This is a genomic window from Acinetobacter sp. ESBL14, from assembly GCF_036668815.1.
Lineage (GTDB): Bacteria > Pseudomonadota > Gammaproteobacteria > Pseudomonadales > Moraxellaceae > Acinetobacter > Acinetobacter gyllenbergii.
The window spans coordinates 133887-147842 of the sequence record NZ_JAZEVS010000004.1 but is presented as its reverse complement, the minus strand read 5'-3'; the positions used below and the strand labels follow the sequence as shown (position 1 = coordinate 147842).

Here is a 13956-nt window from a genome sequence, read left to right as displayed (position 1 = left end):
GGCTCAATGGCTAAAGTGATAGAAGTTTAAAATTGGCCCAAGCAAGTGCTGTTGTGATTTATCCAGTGTTACGATGATTTCTCTAAAATTGAAGGTGTCCTCATCGTGGTATTTCGCGACACCATGGGTTTTATTGTTGAAGTTCGGAATCTGATAGCTAAAGAAAGCCACGTGTTTAGATGGATGGACCACAGTGACCAATTTTTTTGGGTCTTTATAGCCGCCAAACTCATTTTGAATACTCTCTTTTAACAGATTGGGAAAGTAAAGCGTGGCATTGGGCATACCACAACCGACACAGAAGGATGAATCGTATAATTCTATGGCCTGTTTTTGATTTGGATTCATCAGCAAGGCTGAACCCGTACCATTTGCGCCCGCATGTGCCTCCACATCGTGCCAATCTTTAGGCACAAGTACGGCACCAATTTCAGGTAGCGCAACTAATTTAAGTTGTTTGGCCTGAAGTGTATCCAGCTTAAAGTCAAAATGGCAGCTTTTTGCGGTACAGCTTTTAAAGTCTTTTAATAGGCCTTCATCGGCAGGATTCAGCGCAGTGACCCCATAAAAGGGAACACGGACATCATTGGCAAAGGACACTTCACCTAAGGCATAAATTTGATTTTCGGCTTTTCGCTCTTGCGCTGTATTTGAAAATTTGGGAAAGATCGGCTTAAAGGTGCTGACCTCTGCATGAGTTGAAGTGGCTGATAATGTGAATAAAACAGCGGAAATAGTGAGTGATGTTTTCATTTTTAATATGCATTTTGGGTTGAGTTCAAATTAACATATTGTTTGAGGTGAGTGCATTTGGCAAGGTGATTTATAGAGAGTATTAACAAGGCAGTTCAAGCTTAGCTGTAGTGAGTTAGAGTGAAAAATGTTCGATATAGAATACATTTCAACTTATAGTTCACATTTAATTAATATTGTTAAATGTTGATTAATAATTTATGTTAATAAACTTGATAATTAACGTGATGATAAATAAACAAAATAAAATAGTTCATAACCCAAGCTAATTAGAAGAAATGGTTATGAATACAAATTTAACATTTAAAGCAATCTTAATAGCGGTTGTATTTGGAATGACAGCCTGTGCGTCTATGCCAGCTGGTACATCCATTGAAAAATATCAACCGACTTATCTACAATCTCATTTAATTAAAGGTAAGACTACTAAAGCCGAAGTGATTGCGATGTATGGCGAACCTAAAAGTAAGTCTATTGCTTCGGATAAAACTGAATCTTGGTATTTCAATTCTGGAGCATCAAATTCTCCGCTTAGCGCTTTTGCTTCTTCTTCCTCTCAAACCGTTAATACAGGCATGAGTATTCTTAAAAATCGCTTGATGCAGGCAATCCCAAACGGTGGATCGGGAGAAGTGGGTGCAATGGTTCAATCTGCTAAAACTGATGCGGTAAATACTGCTACAGGTACAGGGGATAGCAATAATAAGGGTGTTTCATTGTGGATTAATTTTGACAGCAAAGGATATGTAGAGAGATTCCATACAAGTCAGTAATTAGTAGAAAAAATTGAACATATAAAACAGGGCTGCTAGAGGTCGTCCTGTTTTAGCTAAATCAAAAGTGGGCGAGTAACTATGCTTGTAGAGGTTATTTAAAGTGTGGGGAGGAGGAGTCAATGAGTTATTTAAATTTTTATAAGAATTTAAAAGTAAGTTATTTAAAGTTAATGGGACAGATATTTGTACCACTTTTATTATTATTCGCACCAGTACCATTATTGTTGATAAGTGGGCAGGCATCTGCAAATAATGGGCCTGAAATTGCACCAGGCATTTATGCTTGTGACGGGGCTGCACAAGCAGGGCCTTGTAATGGTAATTATGATGATGGTTTATCGGAAGGAGGTCCATCAGGTTATTGGGGAGCTGTTGTTACAGATGCGAAGCAACAGGTGTGGTCATCTGCTTGGCGGAGAACATCTGCAACCGCGCAAGGTGCTGCGATGAAAGCATGTGAGAATGGCGGAAATGGAGGTTGTGAATCTTTTGGTGCTTTTAGGGCTCCTAAGGTGATGGCACTTGCTATAGATGTGAATAGGAATCTTTTTTATGATGTAGCCAATTCAGCTGGGAAATCGCAGAAAAAAGTCATGGAAAGATGCCATTCAGAGGGAGATGGACAATGTAAATTTATTGGAGTTTATAAGGCTCAAACGCTTTTGGGGCTACTCGAAAAGTAATTTAGACTAAGTTAAAGCTTACATTTTTCGTTAAAACCTCATGTAAGGTCATGGTTATATTATCTTTCTAAAGATTGAAGACAAAATTTTAAATGAAGAGGGGGCAGTGCGTTTTGAGCTGCGCTAGATGTACTTCCAATGCAATCATAGGGATAGGTGTATTTAAGAACTTACCACCTGATATTTTCTTACCGTCTAAGTTGAAAAGGGAACTTGATCAAATCTCTAATCCCATAAAAATATTGAGAAATAAACCATGATGAAGCTAAGCTATCTAGGGTGGGGATTACTCAATTTACAACTGATCATCGGTTTTGCTTATTCTTATGATTATTTTCATAGACATATTATTGTAGACCATGTTTTAGCTTTTACTTTGTCGGTTATTTTTATTGCGAATATTTTTTTCTTTTTTTCTAAATTTATTAAAAATTATTCTCTTAGAGCATTTATTTCTATCATTTTCTCTAGCGTTCTAGTCTCTATATTATTTATTCAATTCAATAGAGAGGATGCTAATTTCATTGTGAGTGATGTTCTCCTTTTGATTGGATATATGATGCTTAGAATGTTGCTCTATATTACAACTCCTATTGCATTGTTGTTTGAATTCTTTTTAAAGAAAAATAATTAAAATTTATTTAAAAACAGTTGCTTGTGTTTATTTATTTTTTAGTAAAGTTGCTTAATCTGTAGCGTTAAAACGTATATAGTATGAGTAATCATGTCAGTATTCATAATGATTAAAATAATAGTATTAAATTTAGACGGCCTAGAGCATAAGTCTTATGAAAAAGATCCTTTTAGCCTGCTACCTTGTTGCCCTGAGTTCCAATGCTTTTGCCCAAGAGATCAAAGGCATTGCATTTTATCATGAGGACTGGGAAATTTACTGTAGCAATACAGGTACTTGTCGAGCTGCGGGTTATTACAATGAATATAGTGACGATGAACCTGCCTCGTTGTTATTGACCCGTCAGGCAGGTGCACGGCAGCCTGTAAAAGTCGAATTTGCCTTGTCGCGTTTTGAACAACCATCTATGCCAGCAGCAAAGCTTAAAAATCTTCATGTTTATGTAAATGGCAAAGACTTTGGACAGGTGTCTGTTGATGGAACAGAGTTCCCATTGATGGGGCAACTCTCTACAAATCAAGTTAATGCCTTATTACAACAATCCAAGAAAAAGACCGAAATCATTTTTAAAAATGCCAATTTAAATTGGAAAATATCAGACACAGGTCTGACAGCCGTATTGCTGAAAATGGATGATTTTCAAAAGCGCGTGGGCACAGTGGGTGCTTTGATTAAAAAAGGTAAAGCGGATGAGTCGAATGTATTAGCAGCTCAACCCAAATTCACGGTTAAACAAATTAAAACTTCGAGTAAACCTTATTTGACCTTGCGGCCCAGTGACAAACGTTATGCCGCGCTGTATCAGAATCTGATGGCGAATCAGCCAGTGCCTAAAAAAGAAGGATTCTGTGAAGGGGCGTATGACGGTAAGCAAACAGCGCCCCAAGCGATTGATCTCTATAAACTAAGCAATAAAAAAGTTTTGGCAGCTACGCTATGTTGGCGAGGTGCATATAACGAAGGGTATGGTGCATGGGTATTGGATGAGTCACTTGTGAATAAAGCCACTTTTGTGACGGAACATTCCTCTGAGTTTTATAATGGGATTCTCAGCAGTTCCCAGAAAGGGCGTGGTATTGGTGATTGCTGGTCGAGTGATGAATGGGTTTGGGATGGGCAGAAGTTTGTACATACGTTAGATCGCTGGACAGGGATGTGTCGAGGCCTTGCTGCGGGTGGGGTGTGGGAGCTTGATCAGATTGAATCAATCGTCAAATAATATTGTAACTATAAAAATAGCCTAAGGAGATAGCATGCTTAAGCATAAGATGGGTTTAGGTGGAATGATTTTAATGGGTGCATCCGCCTATTTTAGTGCATCTGTTTTTGCTGCACCCTTACAGATTCTTGACTTTTAAAAGGGGCAACTGAGTGCAACGGAACAGACGCAACTCTGTGAACAAGTAAAAGAGTTATGTCAGCAGCGTACACAATTACAGAGTTTGAAAACGCCAGATAAAACCTTATGGTTATTGTCTGAGGGCAATATTGCCCAGTTTAGTCATTCGAATTCTGGCTTTAAATTATTGAAGCAATGGCAGATTCCATTGGCGCCTGCCGAGGAAATGGCACGATCAAAACAATATATTTACCCTAAACTGTTTCCAATGGATCAAAACCGTTATGCGGTTGCGCTGATTGATACCTTTTCAGAAATGTATTCGGGTGGTGGGGCAGGAATTGAACGGGCCAGCTTTTATGAGTTAAAGGATTCAGGTAAAACGCATCGCTTTATTGAAAACTATCCTTTTAATTTTAGCCGTATGATTCGGGCCTGTTTTTCTGAACAGGATTATGAAAGCTCTAAAGGCAAGTGCCATGATGAAGATAGTTTGAGCCTAGATATTCGTCCGATTAAGCCGATGCTTTGGCAATTCCGTTACCGCTACAGTCTGGATGTGTCACCTGCATCAGATTCGAGAGAGAAATCATTTAAGGGCAGCCGCAACCTGAATATTGATTTAAATAAAGCACCTGAGCAGCCGAATATTCCAGCAGAGTGGGACTATGAGGGTGCTGGTTAAGTGATTTACCATCTTCATGGTTTTTACATTTTACTAAAGCTTTGAGCGCGTGGGCTTACGCAATTTACAGCCTCATAACAGATGATCTTGTCAGAGCATGGTACAAAGAGAAAGATTGCAATTTGGAACTGTGCTTATGTCTCGTGTTTATACTTCTGCCCGCCGTAAATTTTCTCATTTGAGTCGTTCTGTGTTGATGGCTGCGGCTGTGTTGGGTACGACCCAAGTGGCGATGGCAGGGCCAACTGTGGATCAACTGAGTGATTGTTTAGTGAAAGCCACAACCGCAGCGGATAAAACCACGGTTTTGCAATGGACTTTCACGGCTTTAGCGGCACATCCAGATTTAAAGTCTTTTAGTAATGTTACGCCTGAGCAGAAAACCCAGTTGGATCAAAAATTGGCACAGGTGTTACAGCGTGTGATTGTGGAGCAGTGTTCGACACAGACCAAAGCTGTGATTCAGGCTGAGGGCATTCAAGCCGTTGGACAGGCTTTCCAACAGTTAGGGCAGAGTGCAGGGCAGGATATTGTCAAAGATCCAGCAGTCAGACAGCAGTTGCAAGGCACCTTACGTTATATTGATTTAAATAAATTAGTGACGACTTTTTTAACGCCTGATATTTGGAATAAGTTGGGTGTGTTAAGAGGGCAGTGATTTATTTTTTGTACATAATTTCATAGCTTTTTAGCCAAAGACTATTATGAGGTTTTTGGCTTATTTTAAGTGTTTTAAATTGATAAAGTAAATAAAAATATTTTCATGAATATTTATTTAGAAAAGATACTTCTTTATCTTAATTTTAAAAAACTTGTTGATTTGTTTTGTAAATATTCATATAACTATTAAAAAATCAGAGGAATTAGATTTAGATGAGTCAATTTAGCATTGTTTTAGGGGAGGATGAGAAAAATCCATTAATTGAAATTCGAGTGGTTGATAAAATTAACGAAACCTCTTATACAAGATTTCCTCATTTAGATAATTTAAAGAGTTTTGCTTCAGTTGCAGTTCAAGCAGTTCCATCACTTTTAACTCAGGCAGAATTTACAAAAAGTTCTATAATGGAAGTTGTAGTTAATGGCAGTTTAACATCAGCTATTGATGGTAATGGATTTCGTGCAATGGTAAAAGGAGCTGATGGGAAAATTATTGAAAATGCACGTTTATATAATGCAGATAAGTTATCAAGCCTAATAAATGTTGCAGCAGTCTGGCAAATTTTATCTGTTGTAGTAGCGCAAAAACATTTAGCTGATATTAATCAAAAGTTAGATGATCTAAAAGAGGGGGTAAATCGTATTCAGGATTTTCAAAAGAATGATAGAGAATCTAGTATTTATATGGTTTCTAATAAATTAAAAGAAAAAATAATGATTTTTACGAATTTAAAAAATCAAGAAAAAGATAAGGTGGTTAGTTTAGTTGAACTTAACTCTTATGATGATACTCTGGAGAAAATATATTTACATTTAAAAGCAGACTTAAAAAACTATGGATTAAAAAAAACTGAACATAAGGAATTCTTTGGTACAGCTGATTATAAGGTGGCTTTAGAGAAGAGATTAGAAGAAATTCAAGAAAATCTTATTCTTGCGTATCTTTCTTTAAATCTAAGAAGCATGAATAATTCATTGATTGAATATCTTGGTACAAATGTTGAGTTGGTTGCATACCGTACAGGAGAGGTAAAGAAAGAAATAGAAAACCTAAAGCATCTTATAGATAATATTGGTGAAAATATAACAAAAGAAGTAAAAGAACTTAAGTCTAGAGTGAATGATGCTCAAAGCTTTGTGGTAAATAATAAAAATAGTATTGCACTCAGTGGCACAGCAGCATTTATATCAGCTCCTTTGGCAGTAGGGATAGGAGTTGCTGTTATGACAGGAAGTCTGAAAAAAACAATTTTATCAGAACGGGTAGATGTTTTACATAAGAAAGTATTTGGTGAAAGCAAGAAGTTGGATCTTTTAGAAGAGCGGAAGCTAGAAATGCTAGAAATGCTAGAAATTAGTTTAAATTTATCTCAACAGCAAGCGCACTACAGCATGGGACTGCTTAATACAAATTTGCTCCACATGATAGAAAAGGAAGAACCTATTAAGTTAGCCTTTCAAAAGCTTGATGAAGAGCACGTTTTGTGTTTAAACACGAATGAAAAAATTGCAATTTAATAAAAACTAGCTCTAAAGCAGTTTTTATTAAATTGGTTTAGCCAATTAGTTTCTTGATTAGTTCAATAATTTGAGAGAAATCTTATCAGTTATTGCTCACAAGCCTTGCCTTGATATTCATAACGGTTAACCTTATATGTTTGACCGTTCCAACGTAAAATTTCAAAACAAAATCCTGGCCCACCATTTTCAATATCAGGCCAGCCATCTGTTCCTTTCGTTTTTAAAAACTCAGGCATACCTGCTTCTTTTAAAATGGTTTTCCATTGACCATTTTTCTGTTGCGCTACAACATAGTAACCAACGCCTGTATTGCCATAACACATGGTACCGTAATCTGAAACGATTGCATCTCTCAGTCCATCACCGTTTAAATCTGCATAAGTTGTAATTTCACCGACTGAACAATCACTTTTCCAGCCTTTTTTACTTTTTGTAAAACCTGCCGCTTTAAAAATAGCCTCACTATCAGCTTTAGGCACTTGAGGTGTTTGTGCAAAATTAGAATTGCTGATTAAAAGTAAACAAGCACTCAGGAGTAATCTATTTTTCATAAGTTGAACGATCATGTCTGTGTTAGTTTAAAAAATTATTGTGCAGCTATTTTATCCTATAAAAATTAGAAAACCCGCTTTAAAGTGGGTTTTCTTTTTGCAATGAGATAAGTTTAACTGATCAATTCATTTATTTGTGCTGGGTTGACTTTACCCTGAGATGCTTTCATCATTTGACCTAGAAGACTGTTAAAAGCTTTTTCTATTTTTCAAAAATAATTAGCTTTTAACTACAGCTTTTAAAATGCCATTTTCGCCAAATAATTTTTCTCGATATTCTGCTTCGAGTTGATCGGTTTGCATGTGTAGGGGATTGAAATCTCGATCTCGTACATCTAACATTTCAATCATTGCTTTTGTGATAATTCCTATACGATTGATTCCTCCAAAGCCCAGATATACACCATCTTTGAGCTCCCGAATAGAAAATTTAATATCACTGCGTTTTAATATTTTGATCCAGTAATGAAAAAGTACTGGGGAAAGAAGTTTAGTCACTCGAGTTAGAGCCATCCTTCTGTTTTTAGCTGTATTGCCACCTATGGCATTCAATACATCAAATGCAACAGATTTATGTTCTAGCTCTTCCAGTGCGTGCCATTCCCAAAGGTTTCTGCTTTCTTGCGTTGTTCTCTGCTTAATTAATGGGTCAGTTAATAATAATCGTGCAAGGGTTGCCGTATAGTGTTCCATCACCACGGTTGCAGCCAATTGTTCAACTTTAGGAAGTTTGCGAAATTCATCTAGTTTTGCTTTGGTTTTAGCTTCTATCTCCACAACTTCAGGATAATCCGACTGGATAAGATGCTCATTGAGAGATTGATGTTCCCGACTATGAAAGGCTTCTTGCGCAATAAAATTTCGAATATCGTCTAGTAATTTCTCATCTGTAATTTGATCACGAACATTGCGCACACTCTCAATGAAAAACATTTCACCGGGTGGAAACATGGCTGACAATACAACAAAAAGAGAGGTCACAACCGAATTCTCTTCATAGTAAAAAGTAAACTTTTTGTTCTTATCAAAAGGAATAATCACATTACGACGAACGATTCTTTGTAGAGATTGTGCAGCTATATTCATTTTCTTATCCCTTATAGATAGATGTTAATTTGAACAATATTGAGTTTGTATATAGAATCTATCAATGAATTTGTACGGAAAAAAGACGGATTTAATAAGGAGATTTTTATAATGGTAACTATAAGAAAACCAAAGCAAAGTCGATCAAAAAATACTTATAGTTCTATAGTTGATGCAGGATTTATATCAGTAAAAAATAATGGATTAGATCATACAACTGTACTGAAAGTATGTGAGATTGCAGGCGTTGGTTCTGGAAGTTTTTATGAATATTTTAAAAACAAAGAAGCCTTGTTTGTCGAGATGCAACAACATTTTATTGCTGAGCTGGCTAAAGTGATTTACGAAGTCATCCCCAGAATTCAAGAAATGGAAATTCCAGAAGCGATCAGATCAATTTTTTTGCACATTGGTGAATTTTTAGCGAAAGATGAGAATAAATATTTCTATTGGCTCAGTGTTTCGAGCAAATATAGTACCGAAGCCAGTCATGTAAAAGCAGTGAAGGCAATCAATACTTTAGCAATCGAATATGCAGTTAAACATCCTGAAGTGCTCAGAATAAAAAATCTAAAATTGATGGTTTATGTTTTAATTAATTCCAGTGTGGCACTGACCATGAATTTCTTTTCGTCTCAAAATATGGGTTTTACTTTTGAAGAATTAATTGATTGCTTAATCGATATTACAATGTCCTATATTGATGATGATCGTAATAAATTAAAAATATAAAAAACCCGCTCTAAAGCGGGTTTACTTTTGAGGTTAGATGAGTTTAACCAATCAGTTTCTTCATGAGTTCGTTTACTTGAGCTGGGTTGGCTTTACCTTTTGCAGCTTTCATAACTTGACCAACCAGACCGTTAAAGGCTTTTTCTTTACCAGACTTGTACTCTTCAACCATTTTTTCATTGGCTGCAAGCACGTCTTTGATAATCGCTTCAATCGCACCTGTATCGGTTTCTTGCTTCAAGCCTTTCTCAGCAATAATGTCATCCGCAGATTTTCCTTCTGCTTCCCACATAAAGCCAAACACTTGCTTTGCAATTTTGCCGTTAATGGTATTGTCGACAATACGTGCAATCATGCCGCCCAATTGCTCAGCGGAAACAGGAGAGTCCGCCAATTCTAGGCCCGCTTTGTTTAAAGCACCTGAGAATTCACCCATCACCCAGTTTGCAGAGACTTTACCTTGCTTCGCACCGCCCGCAGCAGCTACAACTGCTTCGTAGAAGTCCGCCATTTCGCGTGACAGCGTCAATACATGTGCATCGTACTCAGTCACAGCAAAGTCAGCAATAAAGCGAGCACGACGTGCTTTAGGTAGTTCTGGAAGGGCAGCACGTGCCGCTTCGATCTGCGCGTCGGCAATGATCACTGGCAATAAGTCTGGATCAGGGAAGTAGCGATAGTCGTTCGCTTCTTCTTTCGAACGCATAGAACGGGTTTCCATCTTGTTCGGATCGAACAAACGGGTTTCCTGATCAATCTCGCCGCCGTATTCCAAAATTTCCATTTGGCGTTCAATTTCAACATTGATCGCTTGTTCAATGAAACGGAATGAGTTGAGGTTTTTCAACTCACAACGCGTACCGAATGGTTGACCTGGACGACGTAATGACACGTTACAGTCAGCACGGAACGAACCTTCTGCCATGTTACCGTCAGAAATACCTAACCAACGCACGAGCGTGTGAATCGATTTGATATAGGCAACCGCTTCTTCCACCGAACGCATATCTGGCTCAGATACGATTTCAAGCAATGGTGTGCCCGCACGGTTTAAGTCGATACCCGACATACCTTCGAATTGGTCATGGATCGATTTACCTGCGTCTTCTTCAAGATGGGCACGGGTCACGCCAATACGCTTCACAGTGCCATCTTCAAGCTGGATGTCGATATGACCCAAGCCCACAATCGGATTGTCCATCTGGCTGATCTGGTAGCCTTTTGGAGAATCTGGATAGAAGTAGTTCTTACGTGCAAACACAGAGGCTTGGTCGATATACGCATCGATCCCCAAACCGAAGCGAATCGCAAGATCAACCACTTCTGCATTCAATACAGGTAATACGCCCGGCATGGCCAAATCAACAAGGCTGGCTTGTGTATTTGGGTCTTGACCAAATTCAGTCGATGAACCAGAGAAGATTTTAGACTTGGTCGCCAACTGCGTGTGGATCTCGATCCCGATAACGACTTCCCAACCGTCAATAAGCTTTAACTTTTGAGCTTCAGTCATTATGCATTCTCCTCAGCAATTGCCGCACGTTTGGTATGCCAGTCTGTATTTTGTTGATATTGATGCACAATCGAAAGCAATTGTGATTCTGACCAGTAGTTACCAATCAACTGTAAGCCCACAGGCAAGCTGTCTTTATCAAAACCAACAGGTGCGTTGATGGCAGGTAGACCTGCCAAGTTCACAGCAAGGGTATAGATATCGCCTAAATACATTTCAGTCGGGCTGAGATTCGCACCGATCTTATAGGCTGTAGTTGGTGCAGATGGCGCAGCAATCACGTCAACATTTTCAAAAGCTTTGAGGAAATCTTGCTGAATCAAACGACGTACTTTTTGTGCTTTGACATAGTAGGCATCGTAGTAACCCGCAGAAAGAGCATAGGTCCCGATCAAGATACGACGTTGTACTTCAGCACCAAAACCTTCTGAACGTGAACGCTTGTACAAGTCCATCAAGTCCACAGGATTTTCACAACGATAGCCATAACGTACGCCGTCAAAACGTGACAGGTTTGAAGACGCTTCCGCAGGTGCAATCAAGTAGTAAGTTGGTACATAGGCTTCAGTCATGTTGAGATCAATCTCAACCAAGATTGCGCCCATTTCCTCTAACTTTTTCAACGACTCTTCAACGCGTGCTTTTACATCTGCGTCTAAACCAGCCACATTGAAGTATTGCTTTGGAATACCAATGCGTAGGCCTTTCACTGCCGTACCGTTTAGGTTAGCAACGTAATCGTCCACTGCTTTGTTGATTGAAGTCGAGTCTTTGGCATCATGACCAGCGATCACATTCATCAAGTAAGCACAGTCTTCCGCAGAACGTGCCATTGGGCCGCCTTGATCCAGTGATGATGCATAGGCAATCATACCGAAGCGAGATACACGGCCATAGGTCGGTTTTAAGCCGGTTAAGCCGCAGAATGAAGCAGGTTGACGAATTGAGCCACCTGTATCGGTACCTGTTGCGATTGGCGCGAGATCAGCCGCGACAGCTGCTGCTGAGCCACCAGATGAACCACCCGGAACATGATCCAGTGCCCAAGGGTTAGACGTTGCACCGACATAAGAGTTTTCAGAGGTTGAACCCATGGCGAACTCATCCATGTTCACCTTACCTAAAGTCACAAGACCTGCAGCTTTAGCTTTTGCAACCACAGTTGCATCATAAGGAGAAATGAAATTATCCAGCATTTTTGAACCGGCAGTGGTTTTAATGCCTTGCGTACAAAAAATATCTTTGTGGGCAAGTGGAATACCTGCCAGCGTGTGTGCATTGCCTGCTTTCAGTGCCGCATCGGCCGCATTTGCTTCAGCAAGTGCCTGTTCTGCGGTGACCGTCACATAACTTTTTACTTTCGGGTCAATTTGGGCGATACGCTTTAAATAGTGTTCAGTCAATTCGCGTGATGAAAATTGGGCTGTTTTTAAGCCTTCAGAGAGTTCACGGATTGATAAGCGATGTAAATCTGTCATATGAAAAATTTCTTTACATTCTAAATATAAAATATTGACTAATCGAATAAATCTTATTCAATTACGCGAGGTACGAGGTACAAACCTGCTTCTGTAGCAGGCGCGACCGCTTGATATTCATCACGATGGTTGCTTTCAGTCACAACATCAGCGCGTAACGGTTGCGGGTTGTCAAATGGGCTCTTTAAAGGCTCAACATCATCGGTATTAATGCCTTTCAAGCTTTCCATCATGCCAAGAATTTTATTTAAACTTTGAGCATATTCAGCAGATTGCGTGTCATTGAGAGATAAACGGGCAAGGTGTGCAATTTGCGAGACCGTTTGCGCATTTAAGTCTGTTGTCTGCTGAGCATCTGATGATGTAGACATAACTTTACCTAATTCAGTATTAAAAAATTTCAAAATATCGTGCGTTATAATAAGCGATTGACTTGTTCAAATCATCACATTTAGTTAAAGTTGCCACCTTGTATTCACACAAAGTTTAATTGAGAACGCCCCCGTGATTCTAAAACGACTAATTGGCTTGTTTTCGCCGGATTTAGCCATTGATTTAGGTACTGCAAATACACTTATTTATGCACCAGGCCGTGGCATTATATTAAATGAACCAACTGTTGTGGCAATTCGCCATAGTGGTTCACAAAAAATTGTTGCCGCTGTAGGTATTGATGCTAAACAAATGTTAGGCCGTACACCAGCGAATATTTCAGCAATTCGTCCGATGAAAGACGGTGTGATTGCTGATTTCGAAGTCACTGAGACCATGTTGAATCAGTTCATTGGCAAAGTGCATGAAAAGCGTTTATTCCCGCCAGCACCGCGTGTTGTGGTCTGTGTACCTTGTAAATCAACCTTGGTTGAGCGTCGTGCGATTCGTGAAGCTGTATTTAATGCAGGTGCGCGTGATGTACGTTTAATCGAAGAGCCGATGGCTGCTGCAATTGGCGCAGGTATGCCTGTTGAGCAAGCATGTGGTTCGATGGTGGTTGATGTGGGTGGTGGTACCACTGAAATTGCAATCATTTCATTACAGGGTTGTGTCTACGCTGATTCTTTACGTATCGGTGGTGATGTATTTGATGAGCAAATCATCAATTATGTGCGTAAAGCACACGGTTGTGTGATCGGGGAAACAACAGCCGAAGTCATTAAAAAAGAAGTGGGGATGGCTGTTGCTGACGGTAAGACCCTCGAGATTGAAGTTCGTGGTCGTAACTTGGCAGAGGGTGTACCTCGCGCGATTACCGTGACTTCTGATGAAATCACGCAGGCAATTTCTGATCCGTTACAAAGCATTGTAAGCGCTGTAAAATCTGCACTTGAGCAAACGCCACCTGAGTTATCTTCGGATATTGCAGAGCGTGGTATTGTGTTGACAGGTGGCGGTGCATTATTGCGTAACCTGGATAAATTACTTGCACAAGAAACAGGTTTGCCTGTAATTGTTGCAGATGATCCTTTAACTTGTGTCACTCGTGGTGGCGGTAAAGTATTAGAGTTCTTTGACAATCCAAACCACGATATGCTTTTCGTTGGTTAA

At 39.2% G+C, this 13956-nt stretch carries 15 protein-coding genes and 1 pseudogene; 9 read left to right on the top strand and 7 right to left on the bottom strand.

The features are described 5' to 3' along the window. Positions 1-3: 3 nt before the first annotated feature. Positions 4-753 carry a DUF4850 domain-containing protein gene (locus V6E90_RS13965; protein WP_332605673.1) on the bottom strand — a complete coding sequence of 250 codons (750 nt, stop codon included), beginning with the start codon at positions 751-753 and terminating at the stop codon, positions 4-6. Positions 754-1037: 284 nt separating this feature from the next. Here V6E90_RS13965 and V6E90_RS13960 point away from each other — a divergent pair, with 284 nt between their 5' ends. The 7 genes and pseudogenes from V6E90_RS13960 to V6E90_RS13930 all read left to right on the top strand — a co-directional run bounded on the left by V6E90_RS13960 (position 1038) and on the right by V6E90_RS13930 (position 7048). Then, the gene (locus V6E90_RS13960) at positions 1038-1526 is read left to right on the top strand and encodes a hypothetical protein (RefSeq protein WP_332605672.1); all 489 of its coding nucleotides are present in this window, start codon (positions 1038-1040) and stop codon (positions 1524-1526) included. A 122-nt stretch (positions 1527-1648) separates the two neighbouring features. Then, positions 1649-2212 (top strand): DUF4189 domain-containing protein, encoded by a 564-nt coding sequence (locus tag V6E90_RS13955; RefSeq protein ID WP_332605671.1) that lies wholly within the window; start codon positions 1649-1651, stop codon positions 2210-2212. 256 nt (positions 2213-2468) lie between these two features. Next, positions 2469-2846, top strand: coding sequence for a hypothetical protein (locus V6E90_RS13950; protein ID WP_332605670.1), 378 nt, complete (start codon positions 2469-2471; stop codon positions 2844-2846). Positions 2847-3000: 154 nt separating this feature from the next. Next, complete coding sequence (locus V6E90_RS13945; RefSeq protein ID WP_332605668.1) at positions 3001-4065, top strand: DUF1176 domain-containing protein; 1065 nt, start codon at positions 3001-3003, stop codon at positions 4063-4065. A gap of 34 nt (positions 4066-4099) precedes the next feature. Beyond that, positions 4100-4870 (top strand): annotated as a pseudogene (locus tag V6E90_RS13940) (hypothetical protein). 136 nt (positions 4871-5006) lie between these two features. Beyond that, entirely contained in the window at positions 5007-5528 is a 522-nt protein-coding gene (locus V6E90_RS13935) for a hypothetical protein (protein WP_005322606.1), read from the top strand. 215 nt (positions 5529-5743) lie between these two features. Continuing rightward, on the top strand, positions 5744-7048 hold the full coding sequence (locus V6E90_RS13930) for a hypothetical protein (RefSeq protein WP_332605667.1): 1305 nt from the start codon (positions 5744-5746) through the stop codon (positions 7046-7048). An 89-nt stretch (positions 7049-7137) separates the two neighbouring features. Here the strand turns inward: V6E90_RS13930 and V6E90_RS13925 are convergent, their stop codons facing one another. The 3 genes from V6E90_RS13925 to V6E90_RS13915 form a co-directional block, all read right to left on the bottom strand. Beyond that, the gene (locus V6E90_RS13925) at positions 7138-7617 is read right to left on the bottom strand and encodes a hypothetical protein (RefSeq protein ID WP_332605666.1); all 480 of its coding nucleotides are present in this window, start codon (positions 7615-7617) and stop codon (positions 7138-7140) included. A 98-nt stretch (positions 7618-7715) separates the two neighbouring features. Next, a complete protein-coding gene (locus V6E90_RS13920) occupies positions 7716-7808 on the bottom strand; it encodes a hypothetical protein (RefSeq protein WP_392390234.1) in 93 nt (30 codons plus the stop codon). A gap of 13 nt (positions 7809-7821) precedes the next feature. Continuing rightward, complete coding sequence (locus V6E90_RS13915) at positions 7822-8688, bottom strand: metal-dependent hydrolase (protein ID WP_016660177.1); 867 nt, start codon at positions 8686-8688, stop codon at positions 7822-7824. Positions 8689-8799: 111 nt separating this feature from the next. On the opposite strand from V6E90_RS13915, the gene V6E90_RS13910 reads away from it, so the two are divergent. After that, a complete protein-coding gene (locus V6E90_RS13910; protein WP_016541425.1) occupies positions 8800-9420 on the top strand; it encodes a TetR/AcrR family transcriptional regulator in 621 nt (206 codons plus the stop codon). A gap of 43 nt (positions 9421-9463) precedes the next feature. On the opposite strand, the gene gatB is transcribed toward V6E90_RS13910, so the two are convergent. The 3 genes from gatB to gatC are packed head-to-tail and all read right to left on the bottom strand — an operon-like array spanning position 9464 to position 12782. Then, positions 9464-10933 (bottom strand): Asp-tRNA(Asn)/Glu-tRNA(Gln) amidotransferase subunit GatB, encoded by a 1470-nt coding sequence (gatB, locus tag V6E90_RS13905; protein WP_023271527.1) that lies wholly within the window; start codon positions 10931-10933, stop codon positions 9464-9466. Beyond that, positions 10933-12411 (bottom strand): Asp-tRNA(Asn)/Glu-tRNA(Gln) amidotransferase subunit GatA, encoded by a 1479-nt coding sequence (gene gatA / locus V6E90_RS13900; RefSeq protein ID WP_016541423.1) that lies wholly within the window; start codon positions 12409-12411, stop codon positions 10933-10935. Before gatA ends, gatB begins: the two co-directional genes overlap by 1 nt. 53 nt (positions 12412-12464) lie before the next feature. Continuing rightward, a complete protein-coding gene (gatC, locus tag V6E90_RS13895) occupies positions 12465-12782 on the bottom strand; it encodes an Asp-tRNA(Asn)/Glu-tRNA(Gln) amidotransferase subunit GatC (protein ID WP_004652310.1) in 318 nt (105 codons plus the stop codon). A gap of 133 nt (positions 12783-12915) precedes the next feature. Between gatC and V6E90_RS13890 the strand changes: the two genes are divergently transcribed. Beyond that, a complete protein-coding gene (locus tag V6E90_RS13890; RefSeq protein ID WP_004652309.1) occupies positions 12916-13956 on the top strand; it encodes a rod shape-determining protein in 1041 nt (346 codons plus the stop codon).